Below are 19,015 nucleotides of genomic sequence, written 5' to 3' on the forward strand. Positions count from 1 at the left end.
AGCCTCCATCAGACCCGGGGCGATGCAGTATCCTCTAGCCGACTCGCTGACCTGAACCGGCGGGTCCGCGCATGGGGACGCCTAGCGGGGTGACGAAGAGCGGGTCAGTCGGCCGGATCACCGGCCGGTCCAGCCAGGTCGCGAACACGTCGGCAGCATGGGGGAAGGAACTCGACCCGCCGACCAGGTAGATCATCGGCACGTCCTGTCCGTCCAGCACGGACGCCGCGATCGACGCCATCTTCTCGAGGGTCGGCCGGATCAGGCCGAGGACACTGTCATACTCCGCAGCATCCCTCTTCACCGCCTCGGCCGCGTCGTAATCGATCTTGCGGCGGCCGGCGACGACGAGGGTCATATGGTGGCCACCGGTGGCCTCGTCCACCGAACAGACCACCTCACCTCCGGCCAGGATGGATACCCCGGTGGTGCCGTGGCCGATGTCGATCACACAGCCGTCGGTGATCCCGAGCGCCCGGGCAGCCGCCACCGGCTCGTCCACGACGCCCTCGACATCAAGGTCGGCAGCCTCAGCGACATTGCGGAAGACCTGGATGTCACCCTGACTGATACCCGGCGGGATCGAGAGCGATGCCGCCGTGAACCGAACGCCAAGTCGATGCCCGACCTCTGCGGCGAGGCTTCTGACGGCGGTGGTCGCACCCACCCAGTCCACCACGACGCCGTCGCGGACCACGGTGGAGTGGAGCGAGGCTCCGGTCACCGGGCGGTCGAGTTGGTCAACGACGGACGCCACGATGTTCGCGGTGCCGAGGTCGATGCCCAGCCGGGGTTCGCCGTACGGCTCGTCAACCGCACCGGTGCGGGTCAACTCCGCGAAGCGACGAATGGCCCCTTCGGGTTCGATGGCCATAGGGTTTGAAGACTCCATGCTCGCAGACACTCCTCAGCTCTTCACCTGACCCTTCGTTCGGCCACCCGTTACCGGATGCCGGGCACTCTGGCGGCGCGCCCCTTCCCGATCGGTACGCCCCTGCTGACCGATCGCACCGCAGAGAGAGCCGGCATCCGGCATCCGAGGCGATCCCGCGCCCGGGGGCGCATCAGCGCACGTTGAGATCTCCGATCAGGACGCACCGGCGCACCCTTGCGAAGTTGCGGGTCCGGGTCAGGCCCTCGCCGGTCGGGCCGGCGATGGTGAAGGTTGGGAAGCCCTCGCCGCCGATGCCGAGGCCGTTGAACGAGGGTCCGTTCTTCACGAAGATTGTGGTCTGTATCTCTCGTCCCATCCGGGTGAGGGCCTTGACGTCCCTCGAGTGCATGATCGCGGTGTGCCGGTAGCCGTGCTCCAGCTCGACAGCGAGCGCGATGGCCGCGTCCACATCAGGCACCCGGACCAGCCCAATCACCGGCATCATCAGTTCGTGGACCACGAACGGGTGACTGGCGTCCACCTCGCACACGATCAGCCGCACGCCTGCCGGCGGCTCGACGCCGATGGCGCGGAGAATCTCGGCGGCGGGCTTTCCCACCCAGCCGGTGTCCGGACCGGTTCGCTTCTGGTTCAGCACGAGCGCCTCGATGCGGCGCACCTCCTCGGCAGAGGCTTCGTAGGCTCCTTGCTTGACCATCTCGAACTTGAGCAGGTCGGCCACCGCATCGACGGCCACGATCTCCTTCTCAGCCGTGCATGGCACGTTGTTGTCGAAGCTCGCACCATCGACGATGCATTTGGCCGCGTACCCGATGTCGGCGGTGGCGTCGACCACGACCGGCGGATTGCCGGCGCCTGCGCCGATCGCCTTCTTGCCGGAACTGAGCACTGTCTTCACGATCCCGGGTCCACCGGTCGCCACCAGCATCTTCACGCCCGGGTGGGCGATCATCTTGTTCGTGTTCTCGATCGACGGTTCGGAGACGGTGACGATCAGGTTCTCCGGCGCACCGGCGGCGCGCAGCGCCTGATTCAGTTGCCGGACCTGCCACAGAGTCAGGTTCTTGGCCCGAGGATGGGGGCTGAACACCACCGCGTTGCCTGCCGCGAGCATGCCGATGGAGTTGCAGGTGACCGTCTCCGTCGGGTTGGTGGTCGGGGTGATCGCGCCGATCACTCCGTAGGCGGAGTACTCCACGGTGGTGAGGCCCTCGTCGCCTGACCACGCCGTCGTCTCCAGATCCTCGACCCCGGGGGTTCCTTCTGCGGCGGCCTTGTTCTTCAGGTACTTGTGTTCCGCATTGCCCATCCCGGTCTCGATCACGGCCTGGACCGACATGTTGTCGAGGTTCTCCGGCTTGAGCATGACCTCGCGAATGGCGGAGACGAAGCGCCTCCGGTCGGCCATCGTGCACCGGCGATACTCCTGGGCAGCCGCCGCCGCTGCGTTGACGGCGCCGTCCATGTCGGCGAATACACCGTCGCCCTGGACGCCGGGCCGCGGCGTGGACGGCGCAGCAGCGCGGGGTGGCCCGCCGTCATGTTCGGCCAGCACCTCTCGGATGACCGCAACGAGTTGAGCAGTGTCGATCGTCATTCCTTTACTCCCATCACGCTGTTGATTGCTTCGTTCATCACGGCGATGTCCTCTTCGACGGTGCCGCCGGAGATACCCAGGGCGCCTACGATGGCGCCCTGGGTAACCAGGGGCGCACCGCCGCCGAAGAGGACGACGCGGCCCGAGTTGCCACTGGCAAGGCCCGGCAACGGCCCGCCCTGCGCGGCGAGCGCACCGACGGCCGCACTGCTCTGTTTGAAAGCAATCGCGGTCCATGCCTTGTTCGGTGCGAGTTCCAGGCTCGCCAACAGCGAGCCGGGCATGCGGTGGAGCAGGACGAGGTTCCCTGATGAGTCGACGACGGCGATCACCATCGGTACCCCACGAGCCTGGGCCGCCTGCTCGGCGGCGGCGGCAAGCCGCTGGGCCAGGTCGAGCGTGAACTCGGTTGTCGACGGCGCCGGGTCACCCGCCGGCGCTGCCTCGCCGGGCAGCAGCTTGGCTACGGCATCGCGGACTGCCCGCTCAACCCGGGCGCGATCGTGCCAGGTCTCAGCCAGCCGGGCCAAGGCGTAGACCGCGTCCGAGAGCCGGTTGAGGTAGGTCACCAGCTCGGGTCGTACCGGCTCACGTTCTGCCAACGTGAGAGTGCGGCGCTCGGCTCGACGCACGATGGTGCGCGCCAGGTGAAGCCGGGCGGACAGCGGGTCGCGCCCCGGCACCACGAAAGCCCGCTGCGGGCCGGTGATCTCCAGACACTCATCGATCAGCCGCTCCAGGCCGGCGATGTCGGCGGCGGAGACCGTGTTGCCCAACTGGGCCGCGCCTTGGGCGTCGGAGGCCAGTTCGGCGGCCACCACGAACAGGCGTAGCTGGATGGCATGCAGATGGTTGCGCCAGCGACTAGGCTCGAAGGCCGCCCTCGCTTCGCCGAGGGCGGCATTCGCCTCGTCCACGGTGCCGTAGGCCTCCACGCGGAGGCTCTGCTTGGCCACTCGTGAGCCGCCGAACAGACCGGTGTCACCCTTGTCACCGGTGCGGGTATAGACCGCGGGCATGGCTAGGCCTCTATCTCTACGGTGTCCACGATCCCGACGATCGTGGAGTCGATCGGGCTGCTCTGGCGGTCCGCGGCGAACCGCGCAGAGGATCCCTTCGTGACGATGACCGTCTCGCCATTGCCGGCACCGACGGTGTCTACGCAGACCTCGGGCACCCCGACAAGCTCGTGGAGCTCGTTCAGCCGCCTCACCAGCAGGAGTTTGAAGCCCACCAGCCGTTCGTCCTTGCTGGTGGAGACAACATTGCCGATCACCTTGGCCAGATACATCGTCAGCTCACTCTCTCAAAGGCGATACTGCGCGCGGCTGCGGTCTCCCGAGCCAGCGGCGTGATCAGCGCGGCCGGTTCGAGCTGCAGCACGGTGCCCGGGGGGACCGCGCGGAGCAGGGCTTCGTGTACCACCGGCTCGGTGCACCTGATCACAGGACTCTCCTGAGTGGCATCGCCGCCGGGCAGCGCGGCTGTCTTCGTCAGCTGCCGCCGCACTGCCCGATCCAGCTGTTCGGCCGAGGTCAGCCGGACCCCGAACGACCGCACCCGCTCCAGGTTCCCCCGCAACAGATCCCGGTAGCCCGGGGGAATATCGGGGAACCAGCCTCGCTTGTCGGCGCTGTCCGGGCACGCGGCGTTCACGGCCACCACGACCGGCTTGTTGCTCATGATGAACTCCGCCATCACATTCGATGCCAGACAGTCACAGACACCGTGGGCGACCTTTGCCAGCAGGTTGACTGTCGCGGTGGGCACAATCAGCACGTCGTGTGCCTGCACCAGTGACTGGTTGGCCGGGGTCATCCCCGAGGCGGCGATCGCGTCCTGATCCAGGATGTGCTCGGCGGCGGGGGTCTGGATCCAGTCGAGACCCATCTCCGGAGCGAGTCGCGCCAGGGAGCCCAACGCCGCTTCGAAGCCGAGTGAGGCACCGCTGAACAGCACCAGTGCGTTCTGACCGCGCCGCGGCTGCAGCATGTCCGACACAATCTGGCGGATCAGCCCGCGCAGTTCCCGCTCGTCCACTGTCACGCCTACGGTGAGGTCCGCCGGGGCACGTCGCAGATCGTCACGTAGTCCCCCGTCCGGGCGCCGATCGCATTTCCCTCGTCGGTGTCGAGGTGCAACTCCAGCAGGAAGCTCTCCTTCACTCGCACCAGGAACTGGTCGAGCCGACCGCCGCGCTCGCCACCGAAGACAACGCTGACCCGGTCCTGGTCCTTGACGCCCAGCCTGGCGGCATCGTCCGGGCCCATGTGGATGTGACGGCCCGCGACGATCGCCGCATGGGCCTTCACCACCCGGCCGACCGGGCCCTCGATCTCGATCGGCCCGGCCTCGGCCAGATTCCCCGACTGCGCCATCGGTGCTGCCACGCCGAGCGCGAAGCAGTCGGTACGGCTGAGTTCCACCTGGGTGGCCGGACGGTTCGGGCCCATCACCCGAACCCGGTCCATGTGGCCCCGGGGTCCGTGCAGGGTGACTGTCTCCTCTGCGGCGAACTCGCCGCGCTGGCGCACGTACTTCTTCACCGTCGGCTTGGCGTAGCCAAAGAGGGTGTGGAAGTCGGCATCGTCGAGGTGGACGTGCCGGTTGGAGATCCCGACGATGGTCTGGGCGGGGTCCGCCTCGGCGATTCTCTGCAGAACTCGCTCGACGATCTCATCGATCAGAAGAGTCCCGGGCATGGTCATCACCTCGGCAGGAGCTTCTCGACATCGCGGTGCGGCCGCGGGATGACGTGGCGAGCCACGACGGTACCGACCCGTTCCGCCGCCGCGGCACCCGCGTCCACGGCCGCCCTGACCGCTCCGACATCGCCGCGGACCAGCACCGTGACGAGCGCGGAGCCGATCCGGACCGACCCTATCAGGCTGACATTCGCAGCCTTGGCCATGGCGTCGGCAGCCTCAACGGCGCCGACGAAGCCCCTGGTCTCGATAATGCCGAGCGCCTGGCTCATGCTTGGTCTCCTTTCTGGGTGGGTGCCGGTCGCGCGCCAGCCTTCGGTGCAGCGCTTCGTGCGGCGCCCCTGCGGGGCGTCTCCACATCCGGCGTGTCGGCGGCATCCTCAACTTCGGTGTCGGGCGGAGGGGCAGTCTCCGCCGGAGTGGCTGTCTCCGACGGAGCTGCCGGCTCCGGCGGCGGCGCCGCTTCCTCTGGGGTATCGACCACCGGGACCGGGTCGAACCCGATCGTCGCGGCATTCCGGACCAGAGACCCCACTCCCGAGGCCGGCCGCGGGATGACCAGTGAACTCACCACCTGGTTGAGTCGTCCCGCCGCGGAGACAGCGGCTGCGACAGCGGCGTTGACCGCTCCGACCTGGCCGAGCACTTTGATGGTGACGTAGCCGCTGCCCCTGGCCAGCTCGTAGCCGACCAACTCCACATCTGCGGTCTTGCACGCGACGTCGGCCGCCTCAAGGCCAGCGGTCAGCCCCACAACCTCAATCAGCCCCAAGGCTTGCATGTTGATTCCCTTCTCTGGTGGTGGCGCGCAGCGGGATGCGCTTGACGATTCGAGCGGCGTTGGATCCGACGATGCGGTCACTGACCCCCAGCCATTCCGCGATGTACGGCCGCCCTTCAGGGAGCTTCTCGGTGGTGACCACGGCGTAGTCGAGCGCGACACCGACCCCGATTCCCAGCCTGGACTCGAGGGAAGCAGCGTGGGCGAGCGCGAGCGGGTTGAGTTCGTCGCGGCGGGTCACCTCCGCGGGCACTCCTTCCTCTTCCATGCCGAGCAGCAGACTGGTCAGCGCGGTCTCGGGCACGTCCAGGTGAACGTGCAGTGCGATGGCCGGAGGCGTCGGCTTGGTCATGACTGCTCCTGCCAACTGAGAGCAAGCCCGGTCGCGACCGCGTTACGCGGACCTTCGGTGCCCCGCACGTTGGCGCGCCCGGCGACGACTCGGTACTCGGCCAGTGCCGCGGTGACCAATTGCGGGATCTCGAAATCGAGCGCCGAGCCACCGACCAAGACGACGAAGTCGATGTCGCGTACGTTGTCGGTCGGGCTCACCCGGCGGAGCGCACGAATGGCGTTGGTGACGAAGACGCGTTCCTTCGCCCGGATCCGCACCTGACGAATGGTCTCCACCGGCAGATCAAGATCGAGCGGCACCATTCCCTCAGGTTTGAGGATGACCACCCGCGCGTAGACCTCAGGCGGAAGCGGCTCCTCGAAGAACTGCACCGTGCCGTCTTCGTGCCGGATGTTGAACACCGTCTCGACCTTGGCCAGCGGGTGGCGTTTGAGATCCTCGGCGAGTTCGAAGTTCTCCAGGCCCAACTCCGACTGAATCATCAGCGTCACCATGTTGCCGGCCCCGGCCAGGTGGATCGACTCACCGGTTCCGTCGGCCCGCATCACGGAAGCGTCGGTGGAACCGGCTCCCATATCGAGGATCGCGATCGGCGCGGCGGTGCCCGGCGTGGTCAGCGCACCGCGGATGGCCATGTCGGCCTCGACCCCGCCCACCTCGATCGCGACAGCCAGCTTGGCTTCGAGTCCGGCCGCGATCCGCTGCATCTGCAGCCGGTCGGTCTTGACCATGACCGCGATGCCGACCGCAGCCTCCATCGAGAATTCGTTGGCGATTCCGCCGGCCACCCGCCGGGGTACCTGGGTATCGACCGCTAGCAGATCGGTGACATTCACGTCCCGCGGCTGAAGGTTGGTCAGCTGCGCCATGGTGACGCGCACCTTCTCCATCATGCCGCCCACGTTGGTGCCGGGTTCGCCGGTGACGTCGTTGACCTGGCGCACCCGACCAACCGCCGACATGATCTCCTCGGCGCCTCGTTCGACATCCACTTCCAGCCGGCTCGCAGCGCCGTGCACGGTCAGCTTGCCGGCCGGGATGCGCCGCTCCTGGACGTCCCCCTGGGGAGTCTTGATCACTACCGCGGATCGATTGCCCACCAGCGAGCGGGCGAGCGGCACGACCTGCTTGGTGTCCTCGGCGTCCAGCCCGAACAGGGTCGCGATGCCGAACGGGTTCGCCAGGGTCTCGACGATTCGTCCGGCCTCGGCGACCTCGATGGCCGCGAGCATGCCCAGCGGGACCTTCTCGATCAGGTGCACCTCATCGACGATCGGGATCTTGCGGTTGAGCCGGTTGTGGACCAGGACGCCGTCGTCGGACTGCAGGATCGCACCGGCCACCTCGGCGGTAGCCTCGTTGAGCCGGCGGGCGATGTCGTCGTAGGGGTGGGTCCGGCCGGCCACGACGATGCACGAGCCCGGCGGCGCCGCGGACAGTTCGTCGATGGGAACGGTTACGCCCACACCGATCCCCAGCCCTCCCGGCGTCGCCGGATTGTGTCCGATCATGGTCGACTCGGTGATGATGGTTTCGGTGATCGTCTCCATCGCGACGTCGCCGATCACCGGGGCCGCCTCGTTGATCCGGACGAGTTCAAGGTCCGAGAGTGAGCGCCCGGCCGCCTTCACCGCATCCTGCAGGGCGTGAAAGATACCGGTCAGATTGGCATCAGTGCCCTTGATGCCCGTTGTCGGGATGGTGCCGCTGGCCACGAACCGTAGGTCCGCGCCGTCAACCTCGGCAAGTGCGACCTCAGTGGTCGCATTGCCGATGTCGATCCCGGCGATCAGCTTCACGGGTTCCTCTCTGGTGCGGTCGGTCATCAATGGGGAACCTCCCCGGCCACGGCGGCAGGTTGGTTCCTGGGAGGACGGGCGTGGCGGCGGGTATCCGCCTCCACGCCCGTCAGCACGTGCTCAGTCGACTCGCAGCCGGCCACGCGCCTGGTAGACCTCGGCGGCCTCGCGGACGAATATCCCCGCGGCCTTCGCGTCGTAGGTACCTTCGAGTTCGGCGGCGATATCCAGCAGCTCCTTCTTGGTGGACCGGTATGGCCGAAGGGCGTCGTAGATGGCCAGCAGCCGATCGTCCGGCACCGCAACCAACTCCGCCGCGCGGCGCAGGTTGCGAGCCAGCGAACCGCGTCCGACATCGTCGGCCACCTGCGCTTGCAGCTCGAGCGTGTCAGCCGAGATCTTGAAATCCGACGGCTTCAGTTCCCCCGACTTCAGCCGCTCGAACGTCAGCTCGGCCAGTCGCGCGCCGCTGTCGGTGCGCACCAGCTCAGGGCGTCGTTCGGCCAGCGGATAGTCGGCTACGCCCACCGTGGCTCCGGCCGGCACCGGCTTTTTCTCGAACGCAACCTGGTTCTCGCTGCCGAGATTCTTCATGACCTCGGCCATGATCTGACGAATCAGTTCCTCTTGATCCATGACCTTGCCCTCCTAGCCGATGGTTACCTGAAGCGCTTGCGGCTTCTTGGACGGATCACACAACGTCGTCTCCTTGTTGTGCAGGAGCGCCGCGATGGCCTGGTACTTCGGTCGGGTGCTCGGATCGTTGCGGACCGGGACCGGCTCGGGGTTCTCCCCCTTGGCGTACCGGGCCGCGTTCTTGCCGATCGCCCTGAAGGTGGCCTCGTCGATCAGCGGCGACTGACTGAACAACTCGACATTCGACAACGGCGGCAGATCCTTCTGATGAATCACCGTCGTCCCGCGGGACTGGATTCCGACCCCGATGCCGGAGCCGGACAACTTGGCCGCCTCGTGCGCCACGAAACCGACATCGGCCGTCTTGTAGATACGCACGAAGCGGTACCTCATGCCCTCCTCCTCCAGGCCGGCACAGAGTTCCTTGAGCGCCGTGGCGTGCGGAATCCCGATGATGGTCCGGTGGATCCCAGTGCTGAACGCCGGCGAGAGCGCGATGACGACCTCCTTCGGGTCGGTTCCGCGCTGAGCGTCTCCGGCTTCCACGATCCGCAGTTCGCCGACGTTCGCCGCAGGTGCCGCGGTGCCAGCAGCCGTCACGGGGTTCGGTGCCGACGCCGTCCCACCAACGACCTCACGGATGACCTGCTCGACCAGACTCTTGAGTGTGGCTTGATCCATGACTGTCACCTCAGATGCTTTCCGGGCTGACGGCCTGACGGATCGTCTTGATCTGATCCCAGCGTTCCGGCGACATCTGGTAGCCGGTCATCGGGCCCGCGTAGTCGTTGGGGTTGTTCACTGCCGAATCGATCCGGAAATCACCATCGAAGATGGCCGCGGTCTGCAGGTAGTCGCCTGCCATGCGGTGCTTGATCAGGTTGAACACTGCCTCAGCTACGTCATCGAAGCCGCTGCGGATCAGCGCCTGCACCACATCGAGACCGGTGATCTCGCGCTTCATCAGGTCGTCGGCCGCCACCAGGTCCTCCACCACATTGCGGGCGGGGAGATCTCGAGAGCCGTGTCCGTAGGTCGCCGCCTCCACCTCGGCGTCGGTGATCTCGGGCAACCCCAGTTCCTTGAAGACTGCCTGGATGGCGCGGGTCGCTTTCCGGCGGATCGCGATCACGTCCTCTTCCGACACCGGGGACAACGCACCGTCCACCCGCATGTCACGCTGCAGGATGAGCCAGTCGTCGAAGTCCTCGGCGTCCCAGTGCCCGCCACCGAACATGTTGTCGTAGTTCGGCACCGTCGAGTAGCCGGAGCAGATGAAGTCAGTGCCGGGAACGAACTGCATCAGCGACCGCGCAACCCGCCGCAGATCGGACTGCGACATCGACTGGTCGTTGGCGGAGGCGCACTCCAGGTCCAGCATCATCGCGATCAGGTTCTCTGCGAGGAAGGCACGGACGCCCTGTGGCACTCCTCCGACCACACCCACGCAGGAGACCGAGCCGTTCTGAGTGCCCTGCGAACCGGCCGCCCGGGTGATGAACTGACAGCGGGATTCGAGGTAGAGCATGCTCATGCCCTCGGCGAATCCCATCTGCACCTCGGAGCCGGTGCCGGAGGTGAATCGCATCTTCAGGCCCCGTGAGGCGTAGCAGGAGGCCAGGAACGCCTTCGACCAAGGGGTGTCGTCGCCGTCCATGAATACCGCTTCGGTGCCGTAGACCGAGACTGTCTCGGCGTAGGACGTGAGCCCGCGCATCCCGAGCTGGAGTTCGGTGGCTTCCTCCACCGCGCACTGGGAGAGGATTCCCGGCCTGCCGGTCTGCGAACCGACCAGAACAGCGAGCGCGTTGAGCGGCGCGTAGCGCACGATCCCGACGGTGGTCTCCTCTTCGGCGAAGCCGCGGATTCCGGCCTCAGCCGCATCCGCGGCCAACTGCACCGGGTTGTCCGTCACGCTGGTGACGTGTCCCTGCATGGCTGGCCGTTTGCGGGCACGCAGCTTGGTCACCGCGGCCATCATTTCCAGCACGCTCATCTTGGAGACCACCTCGGCGGCCTTCGCGGGCGTCAGGGCCGTGGTCAACGGGATCAACTCATGGCGTGGGATGTTGATGTCGCACAGCATGTGGGCCAGGCGCACCGAGTCGATCGCGTTCGCCTCCACCGCTCGCTCCAGGTTGATGCCGTAGCTGGCGATGAAGGTGTCGAGCATGTCGAAGTCGGCACGTTGCCGGCCGTCGAGTTCGACGATCTCGCCGTTCTCGATCCTGATCGACGGCTTAGGATCGTTCGGACCGTCCATGGCGATCAGGCCCACCTCGGGCCATTCGCTGACGTAGCCGTCCTGGTTGACTGGACGCGCGTCCAGTATTTCGAATCTCTTAGACCTCATGGCTCGTCCTAGATGTAGGGGGTGGAGGCCGACTCGGGCTGTGTCCCGAGCGCCGCGAGTAGTGGCATGCCGACCTCTCGGGCCGCGATGATCGCCTGCCGAACGGCACCGGAGTCACCGGAGAACGCGGCGATGACCTCGTTGGTGAGGCTGGTGCCGTGTGCCGGGCTGGAGTAGCCGATCAGGTCGATGGTCGAAGCCTTCACGGCCGTGTCGGCCAGGACAACACCGATTGCGGCCGGGGCCCCGACGGTGATGCCGAACGCCCTGCCCAGCGGTGCACCGAACGCCTTCTGCAGGGCATAGCTGGCACGCGCGGTGTACTGGAACTCCAGGTGGCCCGCATCGTTGGCGTAGATGTCGCCAAAGGTGCGGTCCAGCTCGGCGAGCGCGACTTCAACGGCCCTACGGGCATCGGAGACATCCTCAGCCCCGAACACCACCAGCGAGCCGTGACCGGCTCCGCCCTTGGTGTCGCGAGCCATCTCAATGCTCAGCACCTCGGCGTTGGTCGCCTTGACGGCTTCATCGGCGGCGAAGATCTGCGGGCCGGCGCCCGTCCGTGCGCCAAGGATCCCGAGAGACTTGTAGTCCCGCTCCAGCCTCATCATCGCGAGAAGGTCGGAGTCGACGTTCGCAATGACGAGGCCGATGGAATCACCGAGTCGGTTCGTGCCGACGAACTCGGTGACGGCGGGCCGTGCTGACGGCGCGCCGTCACCCAACCGCGGCGACACCTTCTTCATGACTTCCGCCATGACCTTGTCGACCAGGTCCTCAGACATCACTCAGCTCACTTCGCGCCGGGAAGGATCTTCTCGACATCGGAGTGCGGACGCGGGATCACATGGACCGATACCAGCTCGCCTACCTTTGCCGCAGCTGCCGCGCCAGCGTCCGTGGCCGCCTTCACCGCACCGACATCGCCCCGGACCATGACCGTCACCAGACCGGCTCCGACCTTCTCGTTGCCGATCAGCTGCACGTTCGCCGACTTGACCATCGCATCAGCGGCTTCGACCGCGCCCACGAATCCCTTGGTCTCGACCAGGCCCAGTGCATCCTGCATGTTGGACTCCTTCGTCTAGGGAGGCCGGTTGATGACCTCCCGGGAAGGGTAAGCTGCATCGAAGTGCACGATCTGCGCAAGCGGTTACACAAAGCCGCCTACCGCGTCTCCCGCCCCTAGAGACGGGAGGCAAGGTCTGCCTAAGATGGCGGGAAAGCTCCGGGGACCGGGACCAGATGTGGCGCTGTCACCGTCGGGCCAGCGCTCGCCTGCGAATTGCTTCGGCCGCATTGCCGGCGCCAACAGAAGAATCCTGAGGACGCCAGAATCAAAGGGGATGAGCATTGTCGAACATCGTTTTGGGCGACGGTGACTACGGCGCTCTCGATCTCCGTCACCTCGTCGACGTCGAACGCCTCCAGCAGATACAGGACGAGTTCGCAGCGGACACCGGGCTCGGCGTCATCACCGTGGACTCGACTGGCGCCCCAGTTACCGACCCTTCCCATTTCACCGAGCTCTGCCAGTTCCTGAGGAACAACCCCGCCACGAGGGAGCTCTGTTACGGCTGTGACGCGCACGGCGGGTTCCAGAGCTCGATCGAAGGGAAGCCCGTGGTGTACCAGTGCCACGCCGGGCTGGTCGACTTCTCAGTCTCCATCATCATGGGCAACCAATTCCTCGGCGCGGTCGCAGCCGGACAGGTACTCCTGACCAGGGGGCAGTACGATCTGCGGCAACTGCTGGCTGCCCACTCCACACCCAGCACCGACCCCGGACTGCAGCAACTGGCCAGCGAGATCAGGACGATCGACGTCGACGAGCTGCACCGCGCCGCCAATGCCATCGCGCAACTCGCCAACGAGACCCTGTCCAAGCGGTCGCACACCTTCGGCCTCGTCACGACGGGGCCCAGCCTGGGCAGGCTTCCCGTGGTAGCCCAGGCCGACCAGGGCCCCCTGCTGGTTCCGCTGGTCGACGGCCTCTCCAAGCCGATCCCGCTGATCCCGGCCAGCCGGCGGAACCAGCTCGACGTCGTAGCCGTCGGGCGCAACCTGCACGCCCAGAACGTGGGCGGCAACCTGGAACTGCTCGGCTCCTACCTGGACGGTCTGCTGCCCCAATGGAGCCAGAAGATTCCCCGCGACGACCTGCGGAGCCTTGAGGACGCGTTGATCGCGGTTGCCCAGCGCGAGGGCGCGCAGTACGGCCGGGAAATGACGCTCGCGGTGGCGAGCCGCAACGGGAATCGCCGGGCTGCGATGAACCGCTACGAGTGCCAGATTCACTGCGAGCGGCTGCTGATCCAACTGCACGACCTGATCGAACCGAAACTGGCGGTGAAGGATCGCACCATCGCGAGCCTCGTCAACGAGATCGAGAAGGATCCGACGGTATTCTTGTCCGTTTCCTCAGCGGCACAGTACCTGGCGATCTCCGAATCTCATTACTCCCGCCAGTTCAAACAGCACACCGGCCAAAGCCACACCGCCTACGTCACGGCCAAACGGCTGGAGCGAGCAAAGCTGATGCTGACCCACACCGACAAACCCATCATGCGCATCGCCACCGAACTCGAATTCCAGCCGCGCAACTACTTCTCTCGAACGTTCAAGAAGCATCTCGGGCTCACCCCGGGTGAGTATCGGCAGCAACAACGCGCCGAGCGGCTCGCCGCTGCAGGTTGACGATCGTGCCCCGGAATCCCCGCGCCTGCGCGCCCGCTGAATCGTAAAAAGGACCCTCCGCAATGACCACATTCCAGCTCAACACGTCAATCCGTTTCGGGGCCAATGCCCTCGAAGCGCTGGACCAGTACCGCGATCAACGGGTACTGCTGGTGACAGATTCCTTCCTGGCGTCCACCGACCTGTTCCGCGAGGCCAGCGCCAGGCTCGGCTCCCAGGTAACCGTGTTCGACGACGTCGAGCCGAACCCGACAGTCACCCTGGTCGGGAAGGGGACCACCTGCTACCTGAAGGCCGACCCCGAGGTGGTGGTGGCGCTCGGCGGCGGATCGCCGATCGATGCGGCCAAGGCGATGCATCAGGCTGCCCTTGAAGTCGGACGCGCCGCTCCACATGGCCTGGTGGTCGTACCCACGACGAGCGGATCCGGCTCGGAAGTGACCTCGTTCTCGGTGGTCACCGATGAAGCGACGCATGCAAAGATCGCCATGGTGTCCCCAGCCATGCGCCCAGCTGTCGCCATTCTCGACCCGCGTGCTGTCCTGGGCGTTCCGCCCAAGGTCACCGCGGACGCGGGCATGGATGTGCTCACCCATGGTCTTGAGGCCTACGTGGCGACGAACGCCAGCGACTTCTCCGACGCCTTCGCCGAGAAGTCCGTTCAGATGGTCTTCGGGAGCCTCGCCCGCTGCTACCGGCACGGCTCCGAACTCGACGCGCGGGAGCGAATGCACAACGCGTCGACGCTCGCGGCTCTCGCCTTCGACCACGCCGGCCTCGGCATCGTGCACAGCCTGTCCCACGCGCTCGGTGGCCGATATCCGGTGGCGCACGGACGGCTCAACGCTCTGTTGCTGCCTCACGTGATGGCGTTCAACGCAGCGGAATCGCCAGAGGTCGCGGCGAGGTACGCCCGGCTGGCACGCCTCACAAGCATGGCCAGCGGCAGTATCAAGGCGGGCGTCCTGTCGCTCATCGGCGCGGTCGAGCGACTCCGCTCCGAACTGGACATTCCCGCCCGGATCAGCGAAGCCGGCGTCTCGGTCGCCGATCTCCAGGCCTCGGCCGACGACATCGCCAGCACAGCGCTGAATGACCGCTGCACACCAACCAACCCGGTTCAGCCGACGACAGCCCAACTCACCGCGATCCTGCGTCAGATCCTGTGATGGAACCACTTCCGATACGAGCACGTGCGCAGGGTCTCTGCCCTACCCGCAGCGGGCCGAAGGAACGCCAATGATCGACACCGAGAAGACCCGGATCATCCAGGAGTTCGTACCCGGTAAACAGGTGACACTGGCACACATCATGGCCAATGCCGATCCGCAGCTCCTGCCGAAGATCGGCATTCAGGACAAGGCCTCCGGTTCCGTCGCGGTGATGACACTCACCCCTGGCGAGGCAGCGATCATCGGTGGGGACATCGCCGCGAAGGCTGCGGACGTGGAACTCGCCTACGTCGATCGCTTCTCGGGCTCGCTACTCCTGGTTGGCCAGCTCGCCGACATCGAGGCCGGCGTGCAGGCCGTGGTAGAGACGCTGGTCGGCGTGCTCGGCTTCACGCCCTGCCCGATCACCCGGACGTAAGGCCCTGGCGTGCGCTCGATTCTGCTGATTGGGAGCGTCGGTGTCGGGAAGACCACCCTGCGACAGCGGCTGCATGGCCACAAACTCAGGTACGCCAAGACCCAGGCTCTCGAGACCGAGCACGGAGTGGTTGACACTCCCGGGGAGTTCCTCGAGTCCCGCATCTACAAGAGCGCGCTGATCAACGCCTCATACGCGGTTGATCTCGTCGTCTTGGTGCAAGCCGCGGACGTGCGCGGCACCCGCTTTCCGCCGGGCTTCGCCTCAGCCTTCAACCGTGAGGTCATCGGGGTCGTCACAAAATGCGGGCTGGCGAAGGGACGCCGCGACGACGCCGTCTGGCATCTCAGGCTCGCCGGCGCCAGCAAGGTGTTCTGCGTCGACTCGCTGACCGGTGACGGTCTCGAAGAACTGATAGCCGAACTCCATCGTGACGATGGGACTGCCCAAGACCTGGCCGCGACTAAGCCCCGTGCTGGTAGGTGATCCTCCCCTGGCGGTCCGCCGCCGCAGCCCAACTGCGCGACGCGCGCCAGACCACGAGAGGGTCGGCGCGCGTAGCTTGGCAGGCTGCGTAATCACTCTAGTGGCGTGTCGATGATGTAAGTTTACGGTTGCGTGTCAGAATGGAGCATGGCGAACAGGACGGCTCCGGCATTGCCGTTGCGTGCGGGTGACCGGGACGAGTTGGAGCGTTTGACCCGTTCGGCGACGGTGATGGCGTCGTTGGCGCAGCGGGCAAGGATCGTGCTGTTGGCCGCCGACGGGGTCGGGAACCAGGTGATCGCCGATCGAGTTGGGGTGTCGCGTCCCACGGTGAACCTGTGGCGGGACCGGTACGCCGAACGCGGACTGAGGGGGTTGGTCGATGAGTCCCGGACGGGTCGGCCGCGGCGGGTGGACCGGGCGGAGGTGATCGCCGCGACGTTGGTGCCGCCGCCGGAGAGCCTGGGCGTGACGCACTGGTCGAGCCGGCTGCTGGCGGCCCGGTTGGGCCTGGACCACTCCACCGTGGCCGGGGTGTGGAAGGAGTTCGGGGTCAGGCCGTGGAAGGCCGACACGTTCAAGTTCTCCACCGACCCCGAACTGGTCGCGAAGGTCACCGACGTGGTCGGCCTGTACCTCAACCCGCCCGAGAACGCGGTCGTGTTGTGTGTGGACGAGAAGAGCCAGATCCAGGCGTTGAACCGCACCCAGCAGGTGCTGCCGATGGCGCCGGGCCACAACGAGCAACGCACCCACGACTACGTCCGGCACGGTACCTCGACCCTGTTCGCCGCCCTGGAGGTCGCCACCGGCCAGGTGACCGGCGTGTGCAAGGGCCGGCACCGGCACCAGGAGTTCCTGGTGTTCCTCAAGCACGTCGCCCGCGCCTACCCCGACCGCGAGTTGCACCTGGTGATGGACAACTACGCCACCCACAAGAAGGCCGAGGTCCGCGACTGGCTCGCGCACAACCCGCGGATCCACGTCCACTTCACCCCGACCTCCGGATCCTGGCTCAACCTCGTCGAGGTCTGGTTCGGCATCATCGAACGCCAAGCCATCCGGCGCGGCACGTTCACCTCCGTCCGGGACCTCACCGGCAAGATCCGCGCCTTCATCACCGGCTGGAACAAACGCAAGCACCCATTCACCCGGACCAAGACCCCAGACGAAATCCTCGACAAAATCAACCGCAAACGTCAACACGTCTCATCGACAGGCCACTAGGTTGGCGTGGCGTTCGATGAGCTCGTCGTTGGACTGGCCCGTCCGTTCCCGCAGCAGCACGATGAGGGAGTCGCAGGCCAACCACGCCAACTGCTCGAAGAGGGTGCCGACCGGCTGAATCGACGTAGCCGCAGTTGCCTGGATGTCTGCGCCGAGGCGGGTCTGGCCGGGCAATGCGAGATATGCCGTGGCAAGCTGCCCGATCGGTCCGGCCGTGTCGGTGGTGATGGTTGCCACCGCGGCACCAGCAGAGTGCGCCTTCTCCGCCATCGCCACCAGGCCGGCGGTGCGCCCGGATCCGGAGATCACCACAAGGAGATCGTCAGCCCTGACGGGTGGCGTGGTTGGTTCGCCGACGAAGCTGACAGCGAGGCCGAGATGAAGGAGCCGGTTGGCGAAGCCGCGAGCGACGAAGCCGGATCGGCCGGCGCCGGTGATGAAGACCCGTTTCGGGGCGAGGAGGGCGTCACAAAGCGGTGTGAACTCCTCCTGCTCGATCTGGCCACCGGCGGCGGCGAGTTCGGCGACAATCGTGGTCAACGTCGTTGAAGAGGTCATCCTGGTGGGCCGCCCCCGTCATTCGGTCCGGACGGTGTGTGAGTCGTCGGTTTCGATTTGATGGGTGCATTGCCGAGCGTACTCGGCTGGGGGCAGGTAGCCGAGCGAGGAGTGCCGGCGGTGATGGTTGTACTCGTCCTTCCAGTCGCCGATCACGACCTGTGCGTGCAGTAGCGAGTAGAAGCTGTTGATGTTGAGGCACTCGTCGCGGATCCGGCTGTTGAATGACTCGACGTACCCGTTGCGCCAGGGCGAGCCCGGCGGGATGTAGGACAGGCCGGTGCGGGTGCCGGCCCAGTCGGCCATCGCCTCGCTGATGAACTCCGGCCCGTTGTCCGACCTGAGCACCGCCGGGGCGCCCCGGGCGGCGACGAGGTCCTCGAGGTGGGCGGTGAGCCGGTCCGCGGTGATCGATCGTTCGGTGAGTCCGCCGATGCACTCCCGGGTGTGCTCGTCGACGATCGAGCAGATCTTGATCGGTCTGCCCTGCTCGTCGGCGTCGAACTGGAAGTCCACCGCCCACACCACGTTCGGCGCGTCCGCCGTCGGCGTGTCGATGGTCGAAGATCCGACGCGCTTGCCTCGACGCCGCTGCGGGACCCGGAGCCCCTCGTCACGCCACAGGCGTTGGACCTTCTTGTGGTTCACCACCCAGCCCTCGGCGCGGGCGTCGTGATACGCCCGCCGATACCCGTAGCGGGGATGGTCCTTCGCCCAGGCGCGCAGCCACTCCCGCAGCGCCCGGTCCGGGTCCGTGACCGTGTCGGCGTTGAGCGGGCGTCGGTACGCGGAGCGGGAGAGCCCGGCCAGACGGCACGCCATCCGCTCGCTCACCTGCAGTGTCCTGATCAGGTGCGCGACGGCGGCACGGCGCCTGCCCGGGCCTAGAAGTTTCCCTCAGCCAGCTCCTTGAGCGCGGCCTTCTCCAGCTCCGCTTCGGCGAGCAGCCGCTTCAACGTGGCGTTCTGCTTCTCGAGCTCCTTGAGGCGCTTCGCGTCGTCGGCCTTGAGGCCGCCGTACTGGTTCCGCCACCGGTAGTACGTCTGCTCGGACACCCCGAGCTCCCGGCACACCGCCGCGACATCCTGCCCGTCGGCGAGCATCCTGTCGGCCTGCCCGAGCTTACGGACGACCTGCTCCGGCGTGTGACGCTTCCTACTGTTCGTCATGATCTGACCAGTCTCCCTGCCCGCCACCGCGGGCAACAGGACGACTCGCATAACGACCGGACCTACGAAACGGGGTCAGCCCACTGGGTGACTCTCAGCTCCCCGCGTGGATAGCTTCGTGGATCTCGCGGGCGGCGGCTACCGGGTGAGAGCCGCATCGTCGATCC

The 19,015-nt window shown here is 66.5% G+C and carries 22 protein-coding genes; 5 read left to right on the forward strand and 17 right to left on the reverse strand.

What is annotated here, in order from left to right; translation table 11 throughout:
* Nucleotides 1-34 precede the first annotated feature (34 nt).
* The 15 genes from eutJ to ABD774_RS20485 form a co-directional block, all read right to left on the reverse strand.
* Entirely contained in the window at nt 35-874 is an 840-nt protein-coding gene (eutJ, locus tag ABD774_RS20415; RefSeq protein ID WP_345045335.1) for an ethanolamine utilization protein EutJ, read from the reverse strand.
* Between the two features lie 190 nt (nt 875-1,064).
* Complete coding sequence (locus ABD774_RS20420; protein ID WP_345045338.1) at nt 1,065-2,492, reverse strand: aldehyde dehydrogenase family protein; 1,428 nt, start codon at nt 2,490-2,492, stop codon at nt 1,065-1,067.
* Nucleotides 2,489-3,511, reverse strand: coding sequence for a cob(I)yrinic acid a,c-diamide adenosyltransferase (locus ABD774_RS20425; protein ID WP_345045340.1), 1,023 nt, complete (start codon nt 3,509-3,511; stop codon nt 2,489-2,491). Before ABD774_RS20425 ends, ABD774_RS20420 begins: the two co-directional genes overlap by 4 nt.
* Before the next feature lie 2 nt (nt 3,512-3,513).
* Nucleotides 3,514-3,783: a EutN/CcmL family microcompartment protein gene (locus ABD774_RS20430; RefSeq protein ID WP_345045343.1), complete on the reverse strand. Its 270-nt coding sequence runs from the start codon at nt 3,781-3,783 to the stop codon at nt 3,514-3,516.
* 2 nt (nt 3,784-3,785) lie between these two features.
* Nucleotides 3,786-4,538: a flavoprotein gene (locus tag ABD774_RS20435; RefSeq protein ID WP_345045345.1), complete on the reverse strand. Its 753-nt coding sequence runs from the start codon at nt 4,536-4,538 to the stop codon at nt 3,786-3,788.
* A gap of 2 nt (nt 4,539-4,540) precedes the next feature.
* On the reverse strand, nt 4,541-5,200 hold the full coding sequence (pduL, locus tag ABD774_RS20440; RefSeq protein WP_345045388.1) for a phosphate propanoyltransferase: 660 nt from the start codon (nt 5,198-5,200) through the stop codon (nt 4,541-4,543).
* Entirely contained in the window at nt 5,200-5,469 is a 270-nt protein-coding gene (locus tag ABD774_RS20445) for a BMC domain-containing protein (protein ID WP_345045348.1), read from the reverse strand. The genes pduL and ABD774_RS20445 overlap by 1 nt, the downstream gene beginning before the upstream one ends.
* The gene (locus ABD774_RS21780) at nt 5,466-5,978 is read right to left on the reverse strand and encodes a BMC domain-containing protein (RefSeq protein WP_425554621.1); all 513 of its coding nucleotides are present in this window, start codon (nt 5,976-5,978) and stop codon (nt 5,466-5,468) included. The genes ABD774_RS20445 and ABD774_RS21780 overlap by 4 nt, the downstream gene beginning before the upstream one ends.
* Complete coding sequence (locus ABD774_RS20455; protein WP_345045351.1) at nt 5,956-6,330, reverse strand: glycerol dehydratase reactivase beta/small subunit family protein; 375 nt, start codon at nt 6,328-6,330, stop codon at nt 5,956-5,958. The genes ABD774_RS21780 and ABD774_RS20455 overlap by 23 nt, the downstream gene beginning before the upstream one ends.
* A complete protein-coding gene (locus tag ABD774_RS20460; protein ID WP_486327353.1) occupies nt 6,327-8,132 on the reverse strand; it encodes a diol dehydratase reactivase subunit alpha in 1,806 nt (601 codons plus the stop codon). Before ABD774_RS20460 ends, ABD774_RS20455 begins: the two co-directional genes overlap by 4 nt.
* Nucleotides 8,133-8,252: 120 nt before the next feature.
* Complete coding sequence (locus ABD774_RS20465; protein WP_345045356.1) at nt 8,253-8,768, reverse strand: diol dehydratase small subunit; 516 nt, start codon at nt 8,766-8,768, stop codon at nt 8,253-8,255.
* A gap of 12 nt (nt 8,769-8,780) precedes the next feature.
* The gene (locus ABD774_RS20470) at nt 8,781-9,449 is read right to left on the reverse strand and encodes a propanediol/glycerol family dehydratase medium subunit (protein WP_345045358.1); all 669 of its coding nucleotides are present in this window, start codon (nt 9,447-9,449) and stop codon (nt 8,781-8,783) included.
* Between the two features lie 10 nt (nt 9,450-9,459).
* Nucleotides 9,460-11,121: a propanediol/glycerol family dehydratase large subunit gene (locus tag ABD774_RS20475; protein WP_345045361.1), complete on the reverse strand. Its 1,662-nt coding sequence runs from the start codon at nt 11,119-11,121 to the stop codon at nt 9,460-9,462.
* 8 nt (nt 11,122-11,129) lie between these two features.
* Nucleotides 11,130-11,906 carry a propanediol utilization microcompartment protein PduB gene (pduB, locus tag ABD774_RS20480; RefSeq protein WP_345045364.1) on the reverse strand — a complete coding sequence of 259 codons (777 nt, stop codon included), beginning with the start codon at nt 11,904-11,906 and terminating at the stop codon, nt 11,130-11,132.
* 8 nt (nt 11,907-11,914) lie between these two features.
* Entirely contained in the window at nt 11,915-12,190 is a 276-nt protein-coding gene (locus tag ABD774_RS20485) for a BMC domain-containing protein (RefSeq protein WP_345045366.1), read from the reverse strand.
* 284 nt (nt 12,191-12,474) lie between these two features.
* Here ABD774_RS20485 and ABD774_RS20490 point away from each other — a divergent pair, with 284 nt between their 5' ends.
* The 5 genes from ABD774_RS20490 (at nt 12,475) to ABD774_RS20510 (ending at nt 17,121) form a co-directional block, all read left to right on the forward strand.
* Entirely contained in the window at nt 12,475-13,818 is a 1,344-nt protein-coding gene (locus ABD774_RS20490) for a PocR ligand-binding domain-containing protein (RefSeq protein ID WP_345045368.1), read from the forward strand.
* Nucleotides 13,819-13,880: 62 nt separating this feature from the next.
* Complete coding sequence (locus ABD774_RS20495; protein ID WP_345045371.1) at nt 13,881-14,987, forward strand: 1-propanol dehydrogenase PduQ; 1,107 nt, start codon at nt 13,881-13,883, stop codon at nt 14,985-14,987.
* A gap of 70 nt (nt 14,988-15,057) precedes the next feature.
* Nucleotides 15,058-15,408 (forward strand): BMC domain-containing protein, encoded by a 351-nt coding sequence (locus ABD774_RS20500; RefSeq protein ID WP_345045374.1) that lies wholly within the window; start codon nt 15,058-15,060, stop codon nt 15,406-15,408.
* Between the two features lie 9 nt (nt 15,409-15,417).
* Nucleotides 15,418-15,894 (forward strand): EutP/PduV family microcompartment system protein, encoded by a 477-nt coding sequence (locus ABD774_RS20505; RefSeq protein ID WP_345045377.1) that lies wholly within the window; start codon nt 15,418-15,420, stop codon nt 15,892-15,894.
* Between the two features lie 147 nt (nt 15,895-16,041).
* Entirely contained in the window at nt 16,042-17,121 is a 1,080-nt protein-coding gene (locus ABD774_RS20510) for an IS630 family transposase (protein ID WP_345045380.1), read from the forward strand.
* Here ABD774_RS20510 and hxlB read toward each other — a convergent pair.
* Both hxlB and ABD774_RS20520 read right to left on the reverse strand, forming a co-directional pair.
* Nucleotides 17,104-17,679, reverse strand: coding sequence for a 6-phospho-3-hexuloisomerase (gene hxlB, locus ABD774_RS20515; protein WP_345045382.1), 576 nt, complete (start codon nt 17,677-17,679; stop codon nt 17,104-17,106). The two genes, ABD774_RS20510 and hxlB, sit on opposite strands and share 18 nt — an antisense overlap.
* 18 nt (nt 17,680-17,697) lie before the next feature.
* Nucleotides 17,698-18,848, reverse strand: a protein-coding gene (locus ABD774_RS20520) for an IS3 family transposase (RefSeq protein WP_345045385.1) whose coding sequence is annotated in 2 segments (ribosomal slippage) — nt 17,698-18,578 and nt 18,578-18,848 — 1,152 coding nt in all. Because the reading frame shifts where the segments join, the coding sequence is not laid out codon by codon here.
* Nucleotides 18,849-19,015: the final 167 nt, after the last annotated feature.

The sequence above is a fragment of the Georgenia daeguensis genome (assembly GCF_039537705.1).
Taxonomy (GTDB): domain Bacteria; phylum Actinomycetota; class Actinomycetes; order Actinomycetales; family Actinomycetaceae; genus Georgenia; species Georgenia daeguensis.

Bases quoted from the DNA above. Each gene is read 5' to 3' on its own strand.
- eutJ (WP_345045335.1), bottom strand. From the start codon at position 874: ATGGCCATCGAACCCGAAGGGGCCATTCGTCGCTTCGCGGAGTTGACC.
- ABD774_RS20420 (WP_345045338.1), bottom strand. From the start codon at position 2,492: ATGACGATCGACACTGCTCAACTCGTTGCGGTCATCCGAGAGGTGCTG.
- ABD774_RS20425 (WP_345045340.1), bottom strand. From the start codon at position 3,511: ATGCCCGCGGTCTATACCCGCACCGGTGACAAGGGTGACACCGGTCTG.
- ABD774_RS20430 (WP_345045343.1), bottom strand. From the start codon at position 3,783: ATGTATCTGGCCAAGGTGATCGGCAATGTTGTCTCCACCAGCAAGGAC.
- pduL (WP_345045388.1), bottom strand. From the start codon at position 5,200: ATGACCATGCCCGGGACTCTTCTGATCGATGAGATCGTCGAGCGAGTT.
- ABD774_RS20445 (WP_345045348.1), bottom strand. From the start codon at position 5,469: ATGAGCCAGGCGCTCGGCATTATCGAGACCAGGGGCTTCGTCGGCGCC.
- ABD774_RS21780 (WP_425554621.1), bottom strand. From the start codon at position 5,978: ATGCAAGCCTTGGGGCTGATTGAGGTTGTGGGGCTGACCGCTGGCCTT.
- ABD774_RS20455 (WP_345045351.1), bottom strand. From the start codon at position 6,330: ATGACCAAGCCGACGCCTCCGGCCATCGCACTGCACGTTCACCTGGAC.
- ABD774_RS20465 (WP_345045356.1), bottom strand. From the start codon at position 8,768: ATGGATCAAGAGGAACTGATTCGTCAGATCATGGCCGAGGTCATGAAG.
- ABD774_RS20470 (WP_345045358.1), bottom strand. From the start codon at position 9,449: ATGGATCAAGCCACACTCAAGAGTCTGGTCGAGCAGGTCATCCGTGAG.
- ABD774_RS20475 (WP_345045361.1), bottom strand. From the start codon at position 11,121: ATGAGGTCTAAGAGATTCGAAATACTGGACGCGCGTCCAGTCAACCAG.
- pduB (WP_345045364.1), bottom strand. From the start codon at position 11,906: ATGTCTGAGGACCTGGTCGACAAGGTCATGGCGGAAGTCATGAAGAAG.
- ABD774_RS20485 (WP_345045366.1), bottom strand. From the start codon at position 12,190: ATGCAGGATGCACTGGGCCTGGTCGAGACCAAGGGATTCGTGGGCGCG.
- ABD774_RS20495 (WP_345045371.1), top strand. From the start codon at position 13,881: ATGACCACATTCCAGCTCAACACGTCAATCCGTTTCGGGGCCAATGCC.
- ABD774_RS20500 (WP_345045374.1), top strand. From the start codon at position 15,058: ATGATCGACACCGAGAAGACCCGGATCATCCAGGAGTTCGTACCCGGT.
- ABD774_RS20510 (WP_345045380.1), top strand. From the start codon at position 16,042: ATGGCGAACAGGACGGCTCCGGCATTGCCGTTGCGTGCGGGTGACCGG.
- hxlB (WP_345045382.1), bottom strand. From the start codon at position 17,679: ATGACCTCTTCAACGACGTTGACCACGATTGTCGCCGAACTCGCCGCC.